The 24,016-nt window shown below is 40.0% G+C and carries 18 protein-coding genes; 14 read left to right on the top strand and 4 right to left on the bottom strand.

All coding sequences use genetic code 11. The features are described from left to right. The first annotated feature begins 101 nt into the window (after positions 1–101). The 12 genes from BLW31_RS06990 to BLW31_RS06935 all read left to right on the top strand — a co-directional run bounded on the left by BLW31_RS06990 (position 102) and on the right by BLW31_RS06935 (position 17,266). Entirely contained in the window at positions 102–3,044 is a 2,943-nt protein-coding gene (locus BLW31_RS06990; protein WP_022301756.1) for a SusC/RagA family TonB-linked outer membrane protein, read from the top strand. Positions 3,045–3,062: 18 nt separating this feature from the next. Further along, entirely contained in the window at positions 3,063–4,598 is a 1,536-nt protein-coding gene (locus BLW31_RS06985; protein WP_010537495.1) for a RagB/SusD family nutrient uptake outer membrane protein, read from the top strand. An 18-nt stretch (positions 4,599–4,616) separates the two neighbouring features. Beyond that, positions 4,617–5,525, top strand: coding sequence for a DUF4984 domain-containing protein (locus tag BLW31_RS06980; RefSeq protein WP_022301755.1), 909 nt, complete (start codon positions 4,617–4,619; stop codon positions 5,523–5,525). Positions 5,526–5,548: 23 nt separating this feature from the next. After that, the gene (locus BLW31_RS06975) at positions 5,549–7,129 is read left to right on the top strand and encodes a DUF5003 domain-containing protein (RefSeq protein ID WP_010537497.1); all 1,581 of its coding nucleotides are present in this window, start codon (positions 5,549–5,551) and stop codon (positions 7,127–7,129) included. Between the two features lie 21 nt (positions 7,130–7,150). Then, positions 7,151–9,868 carry a DUF4458 domain-containing protein gene (locus BLW31_RS06970; RefSeq protein ID WP_010537498.1) on the top strand — a complete coding sequence of 906 codons (2,718 nt, stop codon included), beginning with the start codon at positions 7,151–7,153 and terminating at the stop codon, positions 9,866–9,868. Between the two features lie 18 nt (positions 9,869–9,886). After that, complete coding sequence (locus tag BLW31_RS06965) at positions 9,887–11,869, top strand: BACON domain-containing protein (RefSeq protein WP_010537499.1); 1,983 nt, start codon at positions 9,887–9,889, stop codon at positions 11,867–11,869. A gap of 49 nt (positions 11,870–11,918) precedes the next feature. Continuing rightward, the gene (locus BLW31_RS06960; RefSeq protein WP_010537500.1) at positions 11,919–14,006 is read left to right on the top strand and encodes a S8 family serine peptidase; all 2,088 of its coding nucleotides are present in this window, start codon (positions 11,919–11,921) and stop codon (positions 14,004–14,006) included. A gap of 12 nt (positions 14,007–14,018) precedes the next feature. Then, positions 14,019–14,834, top strand: a complete 816-nt coding sequence (locus BLW31_RS06955) for a DUF1573 domain-containing protein (RefSeq protein WP_022301752.1) — start codon at positions 14,019–14,021, stop codon at positions 14,832–14,834. Positions 14,835–14,855: 21 nt separating this feature from the next. Then, positions 14,856–15,332: a lipocalin-like domain-containing protein gene (locus tag BLW31_RS06950; protein ID WP_010537502.1), complete on the top strand. Its 477-nt coding sequence runs from the start codon at positions 14,856–14,858 to the stop codon at positions 15,330–15,332. 189 nt (positions 15,333–15,521) lie between these two features. Continuing rightward, positions 15,522–15,950: a Fur family transcriptional regulator gene (locus tag BLW31_RS06945; RefSeq protein WP_010537503.1), complete on the top strand. Its 429-nt coding sequence runs from the start codon at positions 15,522–15,524 to the stop codon at positions 15,948–15,950. A gap of 22 nt (positions 15,951–15,972) precedes the next feature. After that, positions 15,973–16,533: an NADH peroxidase gene (locus tag BLW31_RS06940; protein ID WP_010537504.1), complete on the top strand. Its 561-nt coding sequence runs from the start codon at positions 15,973–15,975 to the stop codon at positions 16,531–16,533. A gap of 97 nt (positions 16,534–16,630) precedes the next feature. After that, a complete protein-coding gene (locus BLW31_RS06935; protein ID WP_022301751.1) occupies positions 16,631–17,266 on the top strand; it encodes a SagB/ThcOx family dehydrogenase in 636 nt (211 codons plus the stop codon). A gap of 64 nt (positions 17,267–17,330) precedes the next feature. On the opposite strand, the gene BLW31_RS06930 is transcribed toward BLW31_RS06935, so the two are convergent. Further along, on the bottom strand, positions 17,331–17,795 hold the full coding sequence (locus BLW31_RS06930) for a thioredoxin family protein (protein ID WP_010537506.1): 465 nt from the start codon (positions 17,793–17,795) through the stop codon (positions 17,331–17,333). 15 nt (positions 17,796–17,810) lie between these two features. Continuing rightward, entirely contained in the window at positions 17,811–18,110 is a 300-nt protein-coding gene (gene trxA, locus BLW31_RS06925; RefSeq protein ID WP_010537507.1) for a thioredoxin, read from the bottom strand. Between the two features lie 195 nt (positions 18,111–18,305). Between trxA and BLW31_RS06920 the strand changes: the two genes are divergently transcribed. Then, positions 18,306–19,433: a glycosyltransferase family protein gene (locus tag BLW31_RS06920; RefSeq protein ID WP_010537508.1), complete on the top strand. Its 1,128-nt coding sequence runs from the start codon at positions 18,306–18,308 to the stop codon at positions 19,431–19,433. Then, a complete protein-coding gene (locus BLW31_RS06915) occupies positions 19,430–19,612 on the top strand; it encodes a type II toxin-antitoxin system HicB family antitoxin (protein WP_008760535.1) in 183 nt (60 codons plus the stop codon). The genes BLW31_RS06920 and BLW31_RS06915 overlap by 4 nt, the downstream gene beginning before the upstream one ends. 82 nt (positions 19,613–19,694) lie before the next feature. On the opposite strand, the gene BLW31_RS06910 is transcribed toward BLW31_RS06915, so the two are convergent. Then, positions 19,695–21,851, bottom strand: a complete 2,157-nt coding sequence (locus BLW31_RS06910; protein WP_010537509.1) for a S46 family peptidase — start codon at positions 21,849–21,851, stop codon at positions 19,695–19,697. Then, entirely contained in the window at positions 21,852–24,011 is a 2,160-nt protein-coding gene (locus BLW31_RS06905) for a S46 family peptidase (protein WP_029425476.1), read from the bottom strand. It lies immediately after the preceding gene. Between the last annotated feature and the right edge of the window lie 5 nt (positions 24,012–24,016).

The following is a 24,016-nucleotide window of genomic DNA, read 5'->3' as shown; positions in this document are numbered from 1 at the left end:
GTATTATTACTTCATGCGTGAAGATAATGTACCGAATTCTTGTTTGTAGATCATTCTATAAAAATAAATCAATTTCATTAATTTAAATTCAAGTATCAAAGATGAGAAAATCAATTCTCTTGTTTGTACTCTTTGCTCTACTGAATATTCCTCTTATGCTATTTGCACAAGGTGGATATAAGGTAACAGGACATGTCGTTTCGGCGGAAGATAACGAGCCGATGATTGGTGTGTCTATATTGCAGAAGGGTACTACAAATGGTGTGATTACCGATATTAATGGTAATTACACTCTTGAGATTAAGGGGACAGCAAGTACTACCTTGTCGTTTTCTTACATCGGTATGCAATCTCAGCAACATGAAGTCAATGCCCGAACAGGCACACTGAATGTTCGTTTAGTTTCGGACGCCGCATTAATAGATGAAGTAGTGGTAGTGGCGTATGGAACTCGCAAAAAAGGAACGATTGCCGGTGCCGTAGCTACCGTGAAAGCGGAAAAAATGGAAAATGTACCGGCAGCAGGCTTCGATCAGTCATTACAGGGACAGACACCGGGCTTATCTGTAATTTCCAACTCGGGAGAACCTAGCAAAGCGGCTGTTTTCCAGATTCGAGGCACTAACTCTATCAATTCGGGTACGGCTCCGTTATTTATTTTGGATGGCGTACCAATTTCCAGTGCTGATTTTAATACAATTAGTCCGGGAGATATAGAGTCTATTTCGGTGTTGAAGGATGCTTCTTCAACTTCTATTTATGGTGCCCGTGCTGCAAATGGTGTAGTTGTTATCACTTCTAAACGTGGATTGGCAATGGATAAGGCGAAAGTGACCTTGCGTGGGCAATGGGGATTTTCACAATTGGCGTCGGATGATAACTGGATGATGATGAATACTCCGGAACGTATTCAATTTGAGAAAGAAATAGGTTTGGACGCAGGAAAAGACTATAACTTACTTTCTCGTACTGATGTCAATTGGTTGGATAAAGTATTCAATGATCGTGCTCCGTTGCAGAGCTATGAATTATCTGTAAATCGTGCAACTGATCGTCTGAACTACTACGTTTCAGGGGGATTTTACGATCAGGATGGTATTGCTCAAAGTTCAACTTTTCACCGTTATAACATGCGCACCAATGCGGAGGTGAAAGCTAGTAACTGGTTGAAGATAGGAACTAATACAATGATGGCTTATGAAGAAGTGTCGCAGGCTGAAGAAGGAGATATGGCGCTTTTTTCTCCTATTTCCGGTTCACGCTTTATGTTGCCTTACTGGAATCCTTATAATGCGGATGGTTCTTTAGCTTCTGAAAATAATGGAACTTGGAAAGGAATAGGGCAGAATCCTATTGAATGGATGGCGAATAATCCTGTAAAACATGAAAAATACAAGTTATTGTCAACTGTTTTTGCAGATGTTACTCCTCTGAAAAATTTGACGATTCACGCGCAGTTTGGTGTTGATTATGCGCATTCTACATCTTTCATGCAATCTTATCCAAGCTATCTTATAAATAATAAGTCAGGTCGTGCAGGACGAAGCACGTCTGATATGCTTAATTTGACTGAAACTCTTACGGCAAATTATCGTTGGGCATTGAATGATGATCATTCTTTTAATTTTTTATTGGGACAAGAAGGTGTAGATTATCGTTCTGCCGGATTTCAGGTGGTTACGAGAGGACAGACCATTGACCGATTAACCAATATAGCTTCTGGTACTCGGGCATCTTCGTGGCAAGATGCCAGTACTGCCTATTCTTATTTATCACTTTTCTTCCGTGGAGAATACAATTATAAGGATTTGTATTATGCGGAAGTTGCAGCACGTACGGATGCTTCTTCCCGTTTTGGTAAAGACCATCGTTGGGGTGCTTTTTGGTCGTTAGGGTTTATGTGGAATATCAAAAATGAAGTTTTTCTGAAAGATGTGGAATGGTTGACCAATGCACAGATAAAATTGAGCACCGGTACTTCTGGTAACTCAACTATCCCTGATTACGATCATCTTGCGCTTGTTTCGGGAAATGCCAATTATTACGATCAAGCTGGTATTTACCCTATGCAGAGTGGAAACGAAGACTTAGGCTGGGAGCAGACTTGGGCAAATAATGTGGGCCTGAGTTTAGGACTCTTTAATCGTGCTAATGTAAATATCGATTTTTATCATAAGAAAACTACCAATATATTAATGTCTGTTCCCCAATCATACGCTGTAACAGGTGAAGGCAATCGTTGGGAAAATATTGGTGCTATGATGAATAGGGGTATTGAAGTAGCGATAGATGGTGATATAATCCGTATGAATGATTTTACTTGGAATCTTAGCGCTAATTTCTCATATAATAAGAATAAATTGCTGGAACTCTACAATGGGGTAGAAGAGTATGTAAACTCAACGACAGGTTTGAAGTATATGGTCGGGCATTCTGTGACTGAGTATTTCTTGAATCGTTATGCTGGTGTGAATCCGGCTAATGGCGATGCTCTATGGTACACTGCTGACGGAGAGCTGACAACGGAATTTCGCGAAGATGATAAAGTGATGACTGGCAAGACTTATGAATCTCCGTGGGCTGGTGGTTTTGGAACTACTTTCATTTGGAAGGGTATTTCCTTGTCGGCACAGTTCAGTTGGATGGCTAAGCGTTATGTGATGAATAATGATCGCTTTTTCGAAGAAAGCAATGGAATATATAGTACTTACAATCAGTCTAAGCGACTATTGTATAATCGTTGGAAAAAGCCTGGTGATATTACGGATATTCCTCGCTATGATGTACCAGCACAACTTGATGATCGTTTTCTTGAAAACACTTCATTTCTTCGTTTGAAAAATTTGACAGTGGCTTATTCACTTCCGCAGTCGTTGCTGAAGAAAAGTAATTTTTTCGCAGCAGCACGTGTCTACTTACAAGGACAGAATTTGCTGACTTGGACTGGTTTTACAGGACTTGACCCGGAAGTTGCAACTAATGTTTATAGAGCTCAATATCCGGCTTCACGTCAATTTACTTTAGGTGTTGAAGTTTCATTCTAAATAGTATACTAAAGAAAGATGATTAAGAAATTTAAATTATATATCCTGTTGGTTGCCGTGGCATTTTCCACCGTTTCTTGTTTGGATAAAATGCCTGATGACTCAATTCCTTTTGATGAGTCTATCCGGACGGTAGATGATGTGAATCTGGCAGTGATAGGTATCTATGATACATTCAAAAGTAGTGCCTTATACTCTGGAAATCTTACGTTGTTGCCTGATCTACAGACTGATTTTGTGTATGGGGTAAATGGAAATACGAATACTTACGGAGATATCTGGCGGTGGAAAGATATCCTTGCTACCAATACAAGTATTGAGGCGGTTTATGCCGCATTATATAATGTTATCAATCGTTGTAATTTTCTGCTCGATCGTGTAGACAGAGTCAGAAGAAATACTACTGATGATGACGACTTGGATCAGATTGACCAATGTTGTGGTGAAACTTATTTTGCCCGTGCACTTGCTTACTCGGAATTGGTAAAACTCTTTTGTAAGGCATATGAGAGTGATGAGGACGCAGCCAATCAGTTGGGAGTTATCTTGACCAAACATTATTTGGGAGATGAAGAAATGAGGCGTGCTTCATTGAAAGATTCTTATCAGTTTATTCTTGAAGATCTTGATCGTGCTGCTGAGTTGTTGGCGTTGGACAAGAACTACAATCCGTCTACTGATGGTGCATTGTTTAATAGTGCTATCTATTTCAATGAATACACTGTTTACGCTCTGCGTGCACGTGTAGCTCTCTATATGAGAAAGTGGGATGAAGCTATTAAGTACTCTAGTAAAGTAATAGACAGTGATTATTTTCTTTTGTCCAGTTGTACAAAAAATATTTCTAGTGGTGTCAGCTATTATAAGTATATGTGGACTAACGATCTTGCTACTGAAGTCATTTTTAAAGTTGGTTTCACTGTCAATTCTTATGGTGGTGCTTTAGGGCAGATCTTCTTTAATTATGACTACAGCACTTTCCGTCCCGATTATGTACCAGCAGCTTGGGTTATTAATTCGTATGATAATAATGACTTACGTGTGTCCACTTTCTTTCAGACATACACTACCGGTTATAGTCATGGTCTTTCCTGGCCTTTGCTGATAAAGTATTTTGGTAATGAAACATTCTATGACACTAAAATTCTTCATGTTTCTATGCCGAAAGTGCTTCGTCTATCAGAACAGTATTTAATACGTGCTGAAGCTTATGTACAACAGGCGCAACCTGATTATGGTCGTGCCGGAAAAGATATTACTGCTTTACGTACGGCACGGTATTCAACTTATGGTGGCTCCACATCTCTGACGGCTTCCAATGCGATGGATGTCATCGAGGCTGAACGCGTAAAAGAACTCTATATGGAGGGTTTTCGTCTTCACGATTTAAAACGTTGGCATAAGGGATTCGAGCGTAAGCCACAAGACCAGTCATTGGCAAACGGTAGTAGCTTGAAAGTAGAGGCTGACGATCCTTTGTTTGTATGGCCTATACCGCAGCACGAATTGGACGCTCCGGGTTCGCAAATCCAACCCAATGAAAGTAATAAATAAGATTAAAAGCATACGATAATGAAGAAATTATTAATAGGATGTATGGCAGCCATTGCTGCTCTGATAGCTCTTTCCGGATGCGATCAGGACAAGGTGTTATACAACGGGTCCAGTTATCTTATGTTTTCTGACACGCTTTATACTTATGCCGTGCAAGAAACGAATGAGATATTTAAAGTTCCTGTCTCTGCTACTAAATCCGTTGACTACGACCGTACTTTTGCTGTTGAGGTAATAGACCGGGAAAGTAACGCTGTTGAAGGTAAACATTACAAGATTTTATCGAATACCGTTACCATCAAAGCTGGTGAAATGAGTACTAATGTAGAAGTACAAGGTATTTATAAGAATATAGGCATTACTGATTCGCTGGGTTTTGCTTTGCAGCTTGTGATTCCCGAAACCGAACAGTGGAGTATGTATGGAAGTGAGACAAAAGTGGTGATGCAGAAAGTTTGTCCATTTGATATCAAAAACTTTACCGGATTTTGCAAAGTCACTTCTACTTATTTGTCTTCGGACTACTATCCGAAGAAAGTGGACTTGCGTTTGATTACTTCTGATATTGTAGAAGGCAAAGAAAATACGATTGCTATACATGGCCTGTACTTTGACGGTTATGATACGGAAATCAGTTTTAATCGGGATGATGTTTTGGAACCATTGGTTGAAATGGAGAAAGATCAAGTTTGCGCTACAACGGGAGAGGCTTTCAATACGATTCATGGTGATGGTAAGCTACGGATTAGTCAGCCTACTGCTTATACTTCTTTCTATAGTACTAACGAGAATTTTGTCTTCCAATATGCTACGCTAAGTGTGAACAATAAGGACGGTTCATTATATGGTGTAGTGGGCACATTCATTAATATTATTGAATGGATAAGCAAAGCGGAAGCAGAAAAATTAAAAGAACAAGGATATTAAAAAAATAAGTAATATAAATAGATATGAAAAAGTTTAGTTTAAAACCACTGGGAGATTCCGGCATGAAGGTATTATGCAAGAGTTGCTTCTTTATTGGCTTGCTCATGACTTTTAGCCTGACGGCATGTTCGGATGACGATGATGATACGGTAGCTCCGGTATTCCCTGAAAAGCAGAATATCGTCTGTAATGCCGGTGAGAAAAAAGAATTCACTTTTACAGCTAATACTAACTGGAGTTTGGCATCTTCTGCTATTTGGTGTAAGTTTCAAACCAATGATACAGAAGAATATATTGTATCTGGAACTGCCGGAACACAAACGGTAACAATTATAGCTACTGATGACAATCAGAAAGTGGATAACATAAGCGTGGCCAAATTGGAGTTAACAATGGGGGCTCAGACAATTGTAATTGGAGAAGTGACTCGTTCGGCTGTGGGATATGAACTGAAAATATATGATGAGGAAGGTAATGAGATTCAAGAACTTAATGTGGGATATCAAACTTATGCTTCATTTAAAGTAAAAGCTAACTTCCGTTTTGCTGCCACTAATTTACCGGGATGGGTCGATCTGGAAGGAAATGCACTTGTGGGGGCAGTTGATCAAGAAATAAAGGGCGGTCTAAAAATTATAGAAGATGAGAACCGAGAAAAGTATCCAGTTAAGGCTAGTGAGCAAAATGTAATTACATTTTCAGATGAAAGTGGAAAAGCGTTCTATTCTTTTCCTGTTTTTTATAATGGTATGACTCCTGAAAAAATTGATATCCAAACTCCAACAAGTTATGCGACTAATTGGATTGTATCAATGGACGGAAAGACGTTTACTCAAAAAAGTACAGGAGGTAGTACAGGTGATGCAACTATTCAAAAAAGAATGCCGTTTACCATCAAAACTTTGAATGACGATTATGTGCTTGTTTATATGGAAGGATGGGAAGATATGGGAGGTAATAAAAATATTTCGGAAATAGATGCCTCTATGTTATGGATGCAATGTGATGGTGAGAAAGGTAAGATAAATCTTATGATTGATGAATATAGTCCTAATACATCTTGGGGAGAACCTGAGTCTAGAACTGGCTATGTTCTTGCATTCTCACGTGCTGAATATGAAGATATCAAAGATAATTTGGAAGAAACTATCGTTGAAAATGGAGAAATAGCCTACAAATATGAACAGAGAAATCTTTTAATTGCTTTTATACAGAAAGAAGTGAAAGAAGAGACTGAAGATAAAAGTTTTAAAATAAAAAAAGGCGGATGGGAAGATGTTACACCTAGTAAAACGACCGACCAGTCTATTCTGGAATTACTCAAAGGAAACTATTACATTGATGATGTTTATTCAATATCTGCTAATGCAGGGGAATATTTCTCGATTTATCCACTATTATCAGAAAGCGAATGGAGTGGTACAGCCTATGTCATTAATACTAGAGATGAAAATGTAACTGTAAATACAGAAGTGTCAATGGATGGGGACGGAATGTATTTTGGAATCACATTGCCTAATTCTTTTGAGGAAGATTTAATTGTTGTTTTTAAAGGCACTGATATGCTCTTTAAGAAAGCTTTGGTGATTACTCCTGCCTATTAATTAATTTAGATAGTCAAGTAAATGAATTTACATAAATTATATTCAATATTCTTCCTACCTCTTATTATCAGTTTACTGACAATAGTGGTAGCGACAGGATGTTCCGATGATGATGAGGCACTGCAAAGTCAATATGGCTATGTGCAGTTTAAACTCTACAAGAGTACCTCTTTTGATAAAGGGACAGTTACCCGTAGTGTGACAGATAAACTGGAATCATTGTCCAGTGCACAGAAGATAATGGTTGTGATGACGCATAACGGTACAACCGTTTCACAGACTTTGCCTTTGAACGCATACAATGCGAACAATGCGGAATATGGTCTGCGTAGTGATAAATTGCAGTTACTGGCCGGTACTTATAAGATTATCGGTTATTATCTGTATGACAAACTCGACAAAGTTTTACTAGCCGGACCTGCTGGAGAAGATAATGAATTTACTGTTGTCAGTGGCGGGCTTCAAGAACAAACGCTGACTGTAGATGCCGTATCACGTGGAACTGTTACTTTTAAATTGACCAAAGAAGGACTAAGTACACGTGCTGCCGGTGAATATCTGTTCAGCAATATTCGTTTTATTGACGTTACAGTGATGAATACTTTCACTCGTGTAACTACGGGACTCAAGGGCATGAAAGTCACTTACGAAGAAGATTCTAAAGAAAATCAGAATCCTGATAATGTCAATGATAAGTATATGGATATAGGTGTAGCAACATGTGACTCTGCTGTATGGCTTCCTGCCGGTACTTATCAGGTAGTGGCATATACTACTTATTCACAGAGTGGTAGCACAAAACCGGAATTGGAAACGCAGTCTGTAAGAGGAGAACCCTTTATCGTAGAAGATAATAAATTGACCGAAGATGCCAATGTTCCTATTCAATTGAAAGAAACCGCAGAGTATATAAAAGACTATAAGGCTTTGAAAGCTATCTGGGAAGCATTAGATGGCAAGAATTGGAAATACAATAGTGGTATAGTGGATAACACTGTTCACCCTTCGAACTGGAACTTTAACAAAGAATTAGACATGTGGGGAGACCAGCCAGGTGTTGACTTGGATGCTAATGGACGTGTTACAGGACTTTCACTTGCAGGATTTGGTGCCAAAGGTAGAGTGCCTGATGCGATTGGGCAACTGACAGAATTGAAAACACTTGCCTTCGGTACTCATGGTGAGACGTTGAGTGGAAGACTATTCGGTGAAGATAAGTTGGCTCCGGATATGACTGAAGAACAGAAGCAGAGAATACGTATGCATTACAAAAGAATGTTCCTTGATTACGATCCTCGTCTGAACATGTCAGAGCTACTTCAAGATGGCATAAATCGCCATCCGAAATTGCAACCGATAAAGAAAGATAACCGTATAACATTGAAGGATACACAAATTGGTGGCCTTACTAATCGTATCACATTTATTTCAAAGGCTGTTCAACGATTGACTAAGTTACAGAACCTTTATTTGGCTAATTCGCCTATTACTTACGATAATATTGCGACCGATTGGGAAGATGCTACTTCAGAATATGCTAAACAGTATGCAGATGAAGAGTTGAGTTGGAGCAATCTGAAAGATCTGACAGATGTAGAGTTGTATAATTGTCCGAAGTTGACACAGATTCCTGAATTTGTATATGATTTGCCGGAGCTGCAATTATTGAATGTTGCTTGTAATAAGGGGATTAGTGCTGATCAATTGACTGCTGACTGGAAGAGATTAGCTGATGATGAGGATACAGGCCCTAAGGTTCAGATTCTTTATTTAGGCTATAATAATCTGGAAAAATTCCCGGAATCTGAGTCTTTACGAAAGATGGTAAAACTTGGTTTGCTTGATTGTGTGCATAATAATGTAAATCACCTGGAAGCTTTCGGCACAGATGTTAAATTGTCTGACTTAATGTTGAGTTATAATCAGATTGAGGAGATTCCGGATGAGTTTTGTGCATTTACAGATCAGGTTGAAGGCTTAGGCTTTTCTCATAATAAGTTGAAATATATTCCGAATATTTTCAATGCGAATTCGGTATATGTTATGGGATCTGTAGATTTCTCATATAATGAAATAGGTTCGGAAGGTAGTAACATAAAATGCTCGATGGACCAATATAAAGGAATTAATGCCAGTACGGTAACTTTGTCATACAATAAAATAAAGAAGTTCCCTACAGAATTGTTTGCGTCTGGTTCTCCTATTTCAACTATTGACTTGAGTAACAACCTAATGACATCGATTCCGGAAAACTCGCTTAAACCGAAAAATGGAAACTATAAGAATACGTATCTGCTGACTATTATCGACTTACGGTTCAATAAATTGACAAGTCTGTCCGATGATTTCCGGGCAACGACTTTGCCTTATTTAAGTAATATGGACGTTAGTTACAATTGCTTCTCCAAGTTCCCGACACAACCGTTGAATAGTAGTCAATTGAAAGCTTTTGGGATTCGTCACCAACGTGATGCGGAAGGAAATCGTATTTTGCGTGAATGGCCGACAGGCATTACTACTTGTCCGAGTTTGATCCAGTTACAAATAGGCTCGAATGACATCCGTAAAGTAGATGAAAAGTTGACACCGCAACTTTATATATTGGATATCGGAGATAATCCGAATATATCTATTGACGTGACTAGCGTATGTCCTTATATTGAGGCAGGCATGTATGTGCTGATCTATGACACTACGCAGGATATTCGTGGTTGTGATGCTTTGGGTATTGAACGATAATTATAAAAGATTCTATTAATGAAATATATTATAAAAATAACATTAGGACTGGTGCTTTGTGCGGGGTTTGTAACCTCGTGCAAAGATGACGATGAACCGGGAATCGATGGTATTACGGTAGATAAAGAAGAAATTACTATTGGTGCCGAAGGAGGAACGGAGAAGATTGCTGTTTCGTCCAATACTCAATGGGTGACACGTGCATCGGAGCCTTGGATTGCCATTTCTCCGGCAAATGGTATCGGTTCAGCGGTATGTGATCTTGCTATAGATTCTACCCTGATGAATACAGCACGTACTGCGCAGATACGTTTTTCTGCAGATGGACGGGAATCCAAATTGGTCACGGTTACACAGTTCGGTTTTGGCAAGCAAATCTTGGTGAGGGAACCGGAGGTGAAAATCCTTAGTTCAGATACTTATAATAAGCGTCATTTCGAGGCCATTATCTCTACTAATATTGCATTCAAAATCGGCAGTGTGGATTATTTTTTTGCTGAAGAAGCGAACATGAGTGATGAGGAAAAAGAGGAGGTAAAGGGTGAGCGTAGTGATTGGTTGACATTGCCGAAAGATAAAGATTTGGAGATGGACTTCGATAGGGGAGCACGCCCACGTACTATAAAAGTGGATTTTCGTTGGGGGATGAACGTAGCTCCTTATACCCGTGTGGCAAAAATAAATTTGGTTCCAGTTAATTCTGAAGACAAACTGGTAGATGATAATGGCAATAAAATAGATGCGGTAGTGTTGACTGTAACGCAAGAAAAGGCTATGAAAATTGAAGATAATCGTGCGGGGGACTCATTGGCAATTATCACTATCAATAGCAAACTTCAGTCTATGATGTCTTTTGATACTAGTGAAAGCATGCTGAACTGGGATTTTGTGACGCTTTGGGAATCAACAGATAAAGAAATAAAGAGTGGTGAGCTTCCTGCTGAAGCTATTGGACGTGTACGTTCTGTTAGTTACGCTATGATTGATTTGCAGGATGGTGAATCATTGCCAAGAGAAATTCGTCATTTGAAATATCTGGAGTCATTCTCGGTTCAGAGTAATGGTAATAGGCAGCTACGTACTATTTCTTTGGGAGAGGAAATCTGTGGATTAGAATACTTGAAAAATCTAACGATATTCTCTGTTGGTATAAATACCCTTCCGGAGAGCTTTATTAAATTAGGCAAGAAGTTGGAAAATCTGGATCTGACAAGTAACAACTTCCCGACGTTATCGGTGGTTACAAATATTGTGAACGAAGATAATTTCCCGAATCTGAGATACTTATCATTAACCGGATGTCGTGCTACGGAAACATTGAGAGATTTGAGTTTGGTTGATGGAAACAATCAATATAACGGTAGAAATATTGGCTTGCATGTGGACATTTCTCAAGGTCAAGAACAAAGGACAGCATTCTTGAAATTGCTGACATGGGATAAATTGATTTCGTTGGAATTGGCTTATAATTTCATTGAAGGAGAACTTCCAACGGATGCAGAGGTTACAGCTGCATTGATGGCTGCAGGAAAACCTGTATCTTATCAGAATGATGATTTCTTTAGTGAAGAAGAATTAGCTGCTACTCCGTCTGTTTTCCTTGATAAGATATCAAGTGATACTTGCCAATGGTTGTTAACGACTGACAATCCGGTTACATATCTGGAGCAATCTCCAGTGAGAGGACAGGATATTCCACGTGTATTACCATTTGCCCGTGAAGTTCGTCTTAATCTGAACTTCCTGACTGGTGAAATACCGAACTGGATTTTATTCCATCCTTATTTTGCATATTGGAATCCGATAAGTTTGGTTTTTAATCAGCAAGAAGGGGGTAAAAATACAGCAGGAAAGACAGTTGGATTTAATAATGTAGACCTCGTGAACTATGATTATTCTTATTATTATGGAAAGAAAGATCCGGGTACAGATCAAAAAGTCGACGGTGTGGCCTATCCATTGTATTACAGAAAATTTGTATTATCGGAGACTACAAATTAAGATAGCGTGAAACGAATATCATTAACAAGAATAATTTTAAAAAGGAACAATGAAGAAAAAATTCTTATATACAGCACTGTTTGCCTTGATGCTGGCTGCGTGTTCGGAACAAGAACTTACTGAACAACCGTCTACCCCTATAGGGGGGACGGAGGTTCAGCTTCCGACTGATGTCACTTCCGGTGAATTGCTGATTAAATTCGATCCTGCAATGAGCGAAATCCTCGACCGGACTCTCAAAGTTGCAACCAGAAGTGGTGGAGCTATGACTCGTTCCGGGATTCCATCTACTGATGAGGTACTGGATATTCTGGGAACATATCATTTTGAACGTATATTTCCGGTAGATGCAAAGAATGAGGAGCGCACTCGTGCTGCCGGTCTGCATTTGTGGTATCGTGTAAAGTTTGATGAAAACACAGATTTACGGGAGGCTGCTAATCGTCTTGGTAAACTGGGTGAAATATCAAAAGTACAGGGGAATGGGCACATTCAACGTGCTTATAAAAAACAAAATTACCGGAGCTATATTAGCGAGAGTGCTTTACAACAGAAAGTAGCTTCGCGTGTTGTAATGGCAGGAAATTCTTTTTCAGATCCGGGGCTTGCTACTCAATGGCATTATGCCAATAGTGGAAGTAATCTTTTTGATTATCAAAATGAATTGGGAAACGGTTCGGAAATAGGATGTGATGTCGGTTGTATGGAGGCTTGGAAAAAGTGTACAGGCGATCCGTCTATTATTGTTGCTGTGCTGGATGAAGGTGTCATGAATACTCATCCAGACTTGGCAGGTAATATTTGGGTGAATGAAGGAGAAGAACTTTATGCCGATACTGATGCTGATGGTAACGGATATAAGGATGATAAGTACGGCTATAATTTCGTAAGTAATACAGGAATTATTTCATGGACGGAAGCAAGTGATACGGGACATGGAACACACGTTGCCGGAACTATTGCCGCTATGAATGGTAACGGTATAGGTGTTTGTGGAATAGCCGGTGGTGATGGTTCTGAAAACTCTGGTGTGAAGCTGATGTCATGTCAGGTGTTTTCAGGTGATGCAGGGGTTACGTTGGATGCTGAGGCTAGAGCCATCAAGTATGCGGCTGATAATGGTGCTGTAATTCTACAATGTAGCTGGGGGTACAATTCTTCCCTGGCTAGTATAATTGAAGGATATACTCCTGGCCCGGGGTCAGAAGAAGAGTGGGAGAGTCTTTATCCGTTGGAAAAAGAAGCATTGGACTATTTTATTAATAATGCCGGTTCTCCCAATGGGGTAATTGACGGAGGGCTGGTTATTTTTGCTTCTGGCAACGAATATGCAGGAATGCCTGCCTTTCCAGGTGCTTATTCCAAATGTGTATCGGTAAGTGCGGTAGCAGCCGATTTTACTCCGGCTTCTTATACCGATTATGGGAAAGAAGTGACTATTTCTGCTCCCGGTGGCGATACGGAATATTATAATCCGGTAGGAAAAAATGATCCGGAAAGCTGGACAGATGGTATATATTCCGGTTCAATTCTTTCTACGTGGATACAAAACGGTACTGCTGCTTATGGATTTATGGATGGTACGTCCATGGCTTGTCCACATGTGTCAGGAGTTGCGGCATTGGGATTGTCGTATGCTGTTAAACAACGCCGTCACTTTAAAGCAAGTGAATTTATTGAACTGTTGAAGGCATCTACAAAATCGCTGGATAGCTGGTATGGTAATGGTAAAGTGAAAACGTATTATCGTAATCATCTGTCTGCCGGAGCTTCTCCCACAAGAGTGGAGTTGTCGAAATACATAGGTAAAATGGGGGCCGGACTGGTTGATGCCGGAATGTTACTGAATAATATAGAAGGCAGTGGATCAGACATGGTAGTGCCGAATATATATGTGGCAGAAAGTGCAACATCGACTCTCGATCTTGCCTACTACTTTGTAAATGGTGAAACATTAACCTATACTTGTACATCAAGTGATCCTGCTATTGCTACAGTAACTGTAAGCGGTACGCTGATGAAGGTGTCCGGTGTAAAAACTGGTGCGGCTCGTATTGTAGTGAAGGTAAGCAACGGAAGCGAACAGACCATAACCGTCACTGTTCGTAAGAAGGCCAATGATAACGGTTGGATGTAACTTTGATATTCGATGAAACCAATTACTTGGATACGGTTGTTTTTATTCTGTGTGGTCGTCGGATCATTCCGGGTGGTTGAAGCCCGGGATGTCCGTTCCATGCTACAGGAGAAAACTGATACGCTGATAAATCCGCCGTTGATGAAGCAGGGGGAACAAATCCTGCGTTTTGACAAGACTGTGCTGAATATTGGGACAATGACTGAGGATGATGCTCCAAAGATTTATCATTTCACATATACTAACGTAAGTGATAAAACGATCAATCTGACTCATGTAAGAACAACCTGTGGATGTACAGTGGCAGATGTTCACACCGGAGAAATACTTCCTGGTGAATCGGGCGTTATTGCACTGACTTACAATCCGAAAAACCATCCCGGGACGATAGATACGAATGCTTTCGTTTATTTGTCTCTTTCGGACAAAATGCCTGTGGCACGCCTCACTTTGACAGGTAATGTGTTGCCCGGAGCGGATGAATGGGGACGTTATCCCTACGTGATGGGGAAACTGAGGCTGAAGCAGAACCGGATTGAATTTAGGGAGATAGCGTTTGGAAAACATGCTTCGGAACGAGTCCTGTGTGGTAACAGCGGAGATCAATCATTGCATTTGACGGCCCTCGGCCTTCCTGCATTTGCTGCTTTTCGCACGGAACCGGAAGTTATCAGCCCGGGTAGTGAAGCTGACATAGTGGTCACGATAGATACCTCTTTGATTCCTGCAGAAAAGGTTGGTTCGTTTACCTTTCCTATTATAATAGAAGGAGTGGATGGTCAACAGACTGACCGAACATTGAATATTAAAGTAAACTATATTAAGTAATGATAAAAATAAAAAGAAGACATGAAGAATATTCTTAATTTAATGGCTCTATTCGCATTCGTGCTTTGTTGTGTGTCTTGTGATGACGATGAGAAGGCAGAGATTCCTACATTACCGGTCACTGCTGCCAACTTGAATGGAACTTGGCAACTTGCTGAATGGAATGGACAGCCTATGACAGAAGGTACATATTGCTATATAACGTTTAATCGTAGGGAGCTAACCTTTGAGATGTACCAAAAGTTCGATAGCATGTATGCACGCTATATTACTGGTAGTTTCAGTCTTGAAAATGATCCTTATTTGGGATATGTTATCAGTGGAGAATATGATTTTGGTAATGGGGACTGGAATCACGATTATATTGTCACCGATTTGTTGGAATCCGGTTCTATGATTTGGACTGCAAAAGACGATGACAACGATGTGAGTAAATATGCTCGTTGTGAGAAAGTTCCTGAATCAATAATAGAAGAAGCTAAGGCAGATAAAGATTAAGGTGGAAGCAGGAATATATTAATGTATAAAGGTCATCTTTCGAAAGATGGCCTTTATTGTTTGAATGAATTTTGTAATATATATCTGCAAAAAAGTATTGAATTTATTTGGAAATGATATTGGGACTTTCTATATTTGCATCAGATTTATAATTGTAATGAATACAACTTTGAAAAAGAAGGAGAACTTATGAAACCATATGAACGATTGTTAGAGCATAATATAAAGCCTTCTATGCAGCGCATAGCGATTATGGAATATTTAATGAATCATCCGATTCATCCATCGGCTGATGATATCTATACAGCGTTATCTCCTTCCATGCCGACGCTTTCGAAGACAACGGTTTACAATACTTTGAAATTGTTTTCGGAACAGGGGGCTGCTCTGATGCTTACGATTGACGAGAAAAATACAAATTTTGATGCAGATACTTCTGTTCATTCTCATTTTCTATGCAGACGTTGCGGACATATTTACGACTTAAAATGTCCGGAGGCGGTGAAGAAAGTTGAAAGTTTGGAAATGGATGGTCATCAAGTAACGGAAGTTCATTATTATTATAAAGGTATATGTAAGAATTGCTTGAGAAAAGATAAAGAAACACGTATTGACTAATTAATTTAAAATTGAGAAGAAAATGAAAAAATTTAGATGTACTGTATGCGGTTACGTTTATGAAGGTGACGCAGCTCCTGAGAAGTGTCCATTGTGTAAAGCTCCTGCAAGCAAGTTCGTAGAAGTTGTTGAAGTAGAAGGTGGTGCATTGTCTTTTGCTGACGAACACGTTATCGGTGTTGCAAAAGGTTGTGACGAAGAAATGATCAAGGATCTGAACAATCACTTCATGGGTGAATGTACTGAAGTAGGTATGTATTTGGCTATGAGCCGTCAGGCAGACCGCGAAGGTTATCCTGAAGTTGCTGAAGCTTTTAAACGTTATGCTTGGGAAGAAGCAGAACACGCAGCTAAATTTGCAGAATTGCTGGGTGACTGTGTTTGGGATACAAAAACTAACCTGCAAAAACGTAAAGATGCTGAGCAAGGTGCATGTGAAGATAAGAAACGTATCGCAACTCGTGCTAAGGCTTTGAATCTGGATGCTATCCACGATACTGTACACGAAATGTGCAAGGACGAAGCTCGTCACGGTAAAGGTTTTGAAGGACTTTACAACCGTTATTTCGGAGATAAGAAATAATAAAGCCTTATAAATAACTTTTAAAAGGTCTGTATTCTAAAGTGAATGCAGACCTTTTTTGTTTATATTTGCCTATCAACATTTAAATACCACAGTTATGAGAAAAGTACAACTATTTTTAATTTGTCTAGTATTGTCGGCTACTGCTTTTGCTGCTGATAAAGTAATTAAATTGCCAAAGCCGAATTTGAATCGTGCAGGTACTGTCATGAAGGCATTGTCCGAACGTCACTCCGCTCGGGAATATGCTTCGAAGGCATTGAGTCTTGCTGACTTGTCGGATTTGTTATGGGCTGCTAACGGCATCAATCGTCCGGACTCAGGAAAGCGGACTGCCCCGTCAGCTATGAATAAGCAGGATGTGGATGTATATGTGATCTTGCAGGAAGGTAGCTATCTGTATGACGCAAAGAATCATCAGCTGAATTTGGTTGCTGAAGGTGATCATCGTGGAGCAGTGGCAGGAGGGCAGGCTTTTGTGAAAGTGGCTCCGGTATCTTTGGTATTAATTAGTGATGTTTCTCGTTTGGGTGATGCCCGGAAAGCACAGACTCAATTGATGGGAGCTGTAGATGCAGGCATTGTTTCGCAGAATATTTCTATATTTTGTTCAGCTGCTAAATTGGCTACCGTTCCGCGTGCATCAATGGATGCTGCTCAATTGAAGAAAGTTTTGAAACTGAAAGAGAGTCAGATTCCTTTGATGAATCACCCCGTAGGATACTATAAATGACACTTATCTGGTATCTAAAAATAGTGACGCTATCCCGACCGGATAGCGTCACCATCTTTTTTCTTTATTTCAGTAGAAATTCATCGATCGCTTTCTTATAAGTCGCTTTGTCTGCGGCTCCTCGGAAAAGCTGTGGATCTCCTTTCATAGGAATGAATACAAACAAAGGAATACTTGTTGCGTTAAACAGGGCAGCTAATTCTTTCTGTTTATCTACATTTACTTTGTAGATTGTGATCTTCCCTGCATATTCCTTTGCCAATTCTTTCATGATCGGGGCTGTTTGACGACAGGGACCACACCAATCAGCATATAAATCTATAATGGCGGGTTTATCACCTTTGTATTTCCATTCTTTGGATTTCTCATAATCGAAGACGTCTTTCAGAAACATTTCCTTGTTCATGACGACAACTTCACCGTTACCTGTTACTTCTTGTTTGCCTTGATTGGTATCTGGTTTGTCATTGAAAGCGTATACGATAACGCTCAACATGACAAAAGCTACCATTGCTAATACTTTCTTCATTCGCTGTTTTCTTTTTTATGCATAATTTTGTTCGATGACTCCTTTTAATTCGCTGCTGTGAATAACTCCGGAATGTCTCCACACGGGTTCTCCATTTTTGAACAAAATAAAAGTCGGAACTGCCTGTATACGATATTTAGTGGCCAAATCCTCATGTTGGTCAACGTCTATCTTTACTATACGGGCTTTATCACCTACCATTGTTTTCAGTTCTTCTAAAACTGGTTTCATCGCTTTACAGGGGCCACACCATTCTGCAAAAAAATCAACTAAAACTGGTACCGGTGACTGTATTAAATCTTCAAACTTTTCCATAATCTTTCCTTTCTTAAATTTAAATATCAGTCTTTGAAGACTGCAAATATAATTTCTATTTTAATAATATAACGTGAAAATGCGGTTTTTGTTCATAAAATAGTAATTGCAGAGTCATCTTAATGTAATCTGGAAAAAGGAACTTTGCGTAACAAAAAACAAATGAATAAGAAATAAACTAATAACAATAGCCTCATGAAATTTTTATTTATTGTACAAGGTGAAGGTAGGGGACATTTGACGCAAGCTATCACTCTTGAAGAAATGTTGTTGCGCAATGGACATGAAGTGGTGGAGGTATTAGTTGGCAAGAGTTCATCACGTACGCTGCCCGGATTCTTCAACCGGAACATTCATGCACCGGTCAAACGCTTTATCAGTCCGAATTTTCAGCCTACAGCAGATAACAAACGGGCTGATCTAAAGAAAAGTTTTGCTTATAATTTACTACGTTTTCCGGAATATTTTCGTAGTATGTGCTATATTAATCAGCGGATTAAGGAGACGGGGGCGGAAGTAGTGATCAACTTCTACGAGCTTCTGACGGGACTTACCTATGCACTCTTTCGTCCCTCCATTCCGTATGTTTGCATTGGACATCAATACTTGTTTTTACATCAGGATTTTGACTTCCCGGATAAAAGTTCCATTCAATTATGGATGCTGCGTTTCTTTACCAGGATGACAGCTTTGAGATCCTCGAAGAAACTGGCTCTCTCTTTCAAAGAAATGGACCAGGATGATGAACAACATATTGTAGCGGTTCCTCCCTTGATTCGTCAGGAAGTGACGGCAATCCAGGCAGAAGAAGGAAACTACATCCATGGATATATGGTGAATGCTGGTTTTTCCGATAGTGTGGAGCAGTTTCATGCAATGTATCCGGAAGTACCTTTGAAGTTTTTCTGGGATAAGGCGGATGCGGAGGAGGTGACCCGGATTGATGAAACGCTGAGTTATCATCAGATAGATGATCTGAAATTTCTAAATGGGATGGCCGGGTGCCGTGCTTATGCCACTACTGCCGGATTTGAATCAATTTGTGAAGCGATGTATCTGGGTAAACCTGTACTAATGGTTCCAGCACATATCGAACAGGATTGCAACGCATATGACGCAATGAAAGCAGGAGCAGGTATAGTCAGTGATTCTTTCAATTTGAAATCTCTGCTTCGTTTTGCCGGTTCGTACTCTCCGAATCGTAATTTTGTTCGTTGGGTACGTAGTAGTGAACGTCGCATTATTATCGAACTGGAAAAACTTGCTGCATCACAATCAGCAGTAAATTCAATACCAACATTTACTAATTATTTACCGATATGAAATTGAATAAGACAGATTATGTGCTTGAACGTGCGTCAGACGGCGGTTACTATGCCTGGTTGACTGTAAACATGCAATGCAATGCTTATGGAGAATCTCCTGAAGAGGCTGTACTGAATTTGCAGGAAACAATGAATGAAATGATTGATGAGATGTATATGGTGGAAGAGTTTATTTAATGAAGAACTAAAAATGAAGAATGAAGAATCAGCTGCGCTATGCTGCTTGAAATTTCTTCATTCTTCATTTTTAGTTCTTCATTTATTCAATGCTCAGTTCATCAATAATGTGAGAAGCTCCTGCATATTTATCGATGATAAATAAGATATAGCGGATATCTACACAGGCTGCGCGCTGCGATGAAGGGCGGAAAGCTATGTCACCGGTCAGACCTTCATAATTGCGGTCGAAAGCAGTTCCTACCAGTTGTCCTTTGCCATTGAATACAGGGCTACCGGAATTTCCTCCTGTGTTATCGGTATTGACGATAAAGCATACGGGCATTTCACCATCTTTACCATAGCGTCCATAATCTTTGGCTTTATAGAGTTCCTTCAACTTCTGGGGGACTACAAATTCCCAATTTCCCGGATCTTCTTTCTCCATCACTCCTTTGAGGGTAGTATGTGCGTCATAAATTACTCCATCAGCAGGTTCGTATGATAGTACCTGCCCGTAAGTGAGCCGTAAGGTTGAATTCGCATCCGGATAGATCGGTGTTCCTTTTTCCTGTCTCATATCCATCATTCCTTTTACCCATACTTTATGAGCTGCGTCATAATTTTGATTGGCTTCTTTCATGGCAATTGCTGTTTTCAAAATTCCGTCCGTTATGGAATATTTGAATAATATCATCCAATCATGTCCGATCTTATACAAGCTTGGCTTTTTGATAAACTTATCAAAGTTTTTGGGATTACCAAAGATTGAATACTCGAAACAAGCATCTACAAAAGCATCAATGTTTCCTTTGAAACGTGAATTTATAATCTCGAAGATATTGATTCGTTGTTCCGCCGGAATATAGTTGGCATACGTTTGTAGCATAGCTTTGGCAACCATTCGTTCTACTTCCGGAAAAGGGACTGATGCGAAGTATTTTTCACCGGCTTGTTTCAGATTTTGAGTAGCAACTTTTATTTGTTCTTTGTCTTTTGACTTGAGAGCAGTGACCATCTCTGTAGTAGAGGGAAGACGCATAAAATCAAGTGCTGTGACAAGTGCTTCATTTAAGGCTTGCTGATGATACAGTGCATCACGGCGATGAGCTACGATAGAACGTATCTCGTCAAAGGCTTTCTGATAAGAATCATCGCCTTTTTCACGGCCACGAGCCAAAAGTTCTTCTTGTTGTTTACGTTTGGTATCCAACACTTTGAGACGTACCAATCCTTCGTTCATGCCAATCGCATTTTTCCAGTAGTTGGCTGAAGATGCATACTTACTTGCGTAATGAATCCGTATGGCGGGATCTTTAAGCATCTGTTCCATTAAGACTTTTTGACGGGCTCCACGTACATGTTGGCGCATGAAGTTAGTGGTCTGCATTCTTTCTTCGACTTCATCGGAAATCATGTATCTCCAGTTACGTCCCGGGAATCCCATGACAAAGGTGAAATCACCTTCTTGTACTCCGGCAATACTGATTTTCAAATGTTTCTTTACCTGCAAAGGAACATTGTCTTTTGAATATGCTGCAGGTTTTCCATTTTTATCTGCGTAGATACGGAAGAGCGAGAAGTCTCCAGTATGCCGGGGCCACATCCAGTTATCGGTGTCAGCTCCAAATTTACCGATAGAAGAGGGAGGAGCACCTACCATGCGAATATCGCTATATACGGTTTTTATAAACATATAATATTTATTTCCTCCGTAAAAGGCTTTGAGTTCCAGTTTTGTAGCAGGGGTGACTTCTATGTTTTCGTCTTTGGCAAATCGTTCTGCTACTTTATTCAGGTAGGCAGGCGACAGATAATTTGTTCCGTTCGGATCTTCATCCTTTTTCAGTTGATCATTTACATAGCTGGTCACGTCGAGGATACGATCTATGAAAGTAACGGTTAGGCCCGGTGTGGGAAGTTCCGCGTCACGGTTCATCGCCCAGAATCCTTCTGTCAGATAATCATGCTCTACGTTACTATGCTGCTGAATGGCTCCATAACCGCAATGATGGTTAGTGAGTACCAGACCTTCGGAAGAAATGACTTCTCCGGTGCATCCACCACCGAAGTGTACGACGGCATCTTTCAGAGAAATGCTATTGGCATTATATACTTCCTCAATAGGAATCTCAAGTCCGAGTTCCCGCATGGCAACTGCATTTTGCGCTTTCAAGTCAGTTAGCACCCACATGCCTTCGTCGGCGTGGATGCTAAGAGTTGCCAGTGAAAAAATAGCAAATATGATTTGTTTTCTCATTTATTCTACGATAGTCATTTCATTAATCAGATGGCCACAGTTTCCTAGTTTTTCAAGGATGAATAGAACGTAGCGGATATCAAGATTGATACAGCGTTGTAAGTTATTGTCGAAATTGATGTCGCCACTCAATGATTCCCAGTTTCCGTCGAATGCGCAGCCGATCAGTTCTCCATTCTCGTTCAGTACGGGGCTACCGGAGTTACCACCGGTAATATCATTGGTTGACAGGAAACAAACAGGCATATCACCATTGGGTAATGCATAACGACCGTAATCTTTCTTTTCGATTAATTCTTTCAATTTGGCCGGTACGACAAATTCACGGTCTTCAGGATTCTCTTTTTCAAGAATACCCTTTGTCGTTGTGTAATAGTTATAGTGTACCCCATCTTTTGGATCGTATGGTTTTACATTACCATAAGTCAGACGAATGGTGAAATTAGCGTCCGGATAAGAAGGGACAGGCAGTTTCATTTCCCCTAAACCGCGAATGTAGGTTTTGTGCAGCAAAGTAAGTTCTTTGTCGAGCTCTTTTAATTGACCGAGAAGATTGCTGTATTGATCATACTTCGATTGGGCGTATTGTAATGCAAGATCTTCATCAATTGCTTTTACTGTTGGCTTTTTAAGGAACTTCTCAAAGTTAGTCTGATTAGCAAAAATCGATTTATCGTACATGTCGTCTACAAACTTGTCATAGTCTCCTTTATACTTCTGTTCAATCACTTTGTAGATAGCAGGTCGTTGGTCACCCGGAATCATTTCGGCATAGAGAGGCAATAATACTTTGGCAACTTTACGGTCTACTTCGTGATCATAGTCTTTATTATGAATGTTTTTATAGCTTTCTTTCAGAGCCTCCAGACGAACTTTGATCAGAGAATCATTCTTTTCTTCCAATGCTTCCCGTGTTTTGGTCAACATTGTGCTTCCATATTCGATCGCACCGAAAAAGACTTCAGTCAGACAAGTCAGTTGATAATTAAGAGGAGCTGTCTGGGCAACCAGATCATCGATCTTTTTCACAACACCAGCATATTCGGCATTGTTTTGTGCTTTCGCAAATTCTGCAAATTTGGCTTCCTGTTCAGCTTTGGTACCTAAGACATTGTTGTCGATGATTGCTTTGTTCATTCCGATGGAATTTTTCCAGTAGTTGCTGGAACCTGCGTATTTGTTTGCATATTGAATACGGATTTTGTCGCTGGCGTTCATTACTTCTTTCAATACAGCCAGACGTGCACCACGAATACGAATACGTGGCTCATTTGTTGATTCCATACGTTCTTTTACTTCAGATACGGTCAGATAACGGCTGGTTCTTCCGGGGAATCCCATAATCATTGCGTAGTCTCCTTCTTTCAAACCTTTGATGGAGATTGCCAGATGCTTTTTAGTTTTCAGAGGAGTGTTGCTTGCATTGTATTCAGCCGGTTCCCCATTGGCATCTGCATAGATACGGAACATTGAGAAGTCCCCTGTATGGCGGGGCCACATCCAGTTATCGGTTTCACCACCAAACTTACCAACAGAAGAAGGAGGGGCGGCAACCATACGTACATCTGGGTATATCTTCTTGTAGAACAAGTAGAATTTATTTCCTGCGTAGAAAGGAAGGGCTTGTGGTACAATGCCTTTTTTGTCTTTCAGGTCACTTCTTTCATATAATTCTTTTGCCAGACTTTCGAGAAAACCACCGGTGAATGATTGAGATTCTGTAATCTCTTTTGCAGCGATTTTAGCATTCACAATATCTGTTATATCTTCGATACGTTCGATAAATGTGAATTTTAGTCCCGGAGTAGGAAGTTCCTGATCTCTGGAAGTTGCCCAGAACCCGTCTGTCAGATAATCGTGTTCCACGCTACTGTGCTGTTGGATAGAAGCATAGCCGCAATGGTGATTGGTCAGAATCAAGCCTTCCGGTGAGATGATTTCTCCGGTACATCCTCCTCCAAATATGCCGACTGCATCTTTTAAAGAGACCCCATTGGGATTATATAAATCCTGAGCTTCCAGTTTCAATCCTTGTTTTTTCATCATATCGATGGAATGTTGCTGTTGCATTAGTTGCAATAACCACATACCTTCATCCGCTTTTGCGGAACATACAAGCAGCGCTGTCAGCGCTAATAAATAAAGTCTTAGTCTGTTCATTACTT

Source organism: Bacteroides faecis MAJ27 (assembly GCF_900106755.1).
In the GTDB taxonomy this organism is placed as follows: domain Bacteria; phylum Bacteroidota; class Bacteroidia; order Bacteroidales; family Bacteroidaceae; genus Bacteroides; species Bacteroides faecis.
Note: the sequence above shows the minus strand (reverse complement) of the source record. Positions and strands in the feature narration are given on the sequence as shown.

Coding starts and splice junctions, on each gene's coding strand:
- BLW31_RS06990 (WP_022301756.1), top strand. CDS start 102: ATGAGAAAATCAATTCTCTTGTTTGTACTCTTTGCTCTACTGAATATT.
- BLW31_RS06985 (WP_010537495.1), top strand. CDS start 3,063: ATGATTAAGAAATTTAAATTATATATCCTGTTGGTTGCCGTGGCATTT.
- BLW31_RS06980 (WP_022301755.1), top strand. CDS start 4,617: ATGAAGAAATTATTAATAGGATGTATGGCAGCCATTGCTGCTCTGATA.
- BLW31_RS06975 (WP_010537497.1), top strand. CDS start 5,549: ATGAAAAAGTTTAGTTTAAAACCACTGGGAGATTCCGGCATGAAGGTA.
- BLW31_RS06970 (WP_010537498.1), top strand. CDS start 7,151: ATGAATTTACATAAATTATATTCAATATTCTTCCTACCTCTTATTATC.
- BLW31_RS06965 (WP_010537499.1), top strand. CDS start 9,887: ATGAAATATATTATAAAAATAACATTAGGACTGGTGCTTTGTGCGGGG.
- BLW31_RS06960 (WP_010537500.1), top strand. CDS start 11,919: ATGAAGAAAAAATTCTTATATACAGCACTGTTTGCCTTGATGCTGGCT.
- BLW31_RS06955 (WP_022301752.1), top strand. CDS start 14,019: ATGAAACCAATTACTTGGATACGGTTGTTTTTATTCTGTGTGGTCGTC.
- BLW31_RS06950 (WP_010537502.1), top strand. CDS start 14,856: ATGAAGAATATTCTTAATTTAATGGCTCTATTCGCATTCGTGCTTTGT.
- BLW31_RS06945 (WP_010537503.1), top strand. CDS start 15,522: ATGAAACCATATGAACGATTGTTAGAGCATAATATAAAGCCTTCTATG.
- BLW31_RS06940 (WP_010537504.1), top strand. CDS start 15,973: ATGAAAAAATTTAGATGTACTGTATGCGGTTACGTTTATGAAGGTGAC.
- BLW31_RS06935 (WP_022301751.1), top strand. CDS start 16,631: ATGAGAAAAGTACAACTATTTTTAATTTGTCTAGTATTGTCGGCTACT.
- BLW31_RS06930 (WP_010537506.1), bottom strand. CDS start 17,795: ATGAAGAAAGTATTAGCAATGGTAGCTTTTGTCATGTTGAGCGTTATC.
- trxA (WP_010537507.1), bottom strand. CDS start 18,110: ATGGAAAAGTTTGAAGATTTAATACAGTCACCGGTACCAGTTTTAGTT.
- BLW31_RS06920 (WP_010537508.1), top strand. CDS start 18,306: ATGAAATTTTTATTTATTGTACAAGGTGAAGGTAGGGGACATTTGACG.
- BLW31_RS06915 (WP_008760535.1), top strand. CDS start 19,430: ATGAAATTGAATAAGACAGATTATGTGCTTGAACGTGCGTCAGACGGC.
- BLW31_RS06910 (WP_010537509.1), bottom strand. CDS start 21,851: ATGAGAAAACAAATCATATTTGCTATTTTTTCACTGGCAACTCTTAGC.
- BLW31_RS06905 (WP_029425476.1), bottom strand. CDS start 24,011: ATGAACAGACTAAGACTTTATTTATTAGCGCTGACAGCGCTGCTTGTA.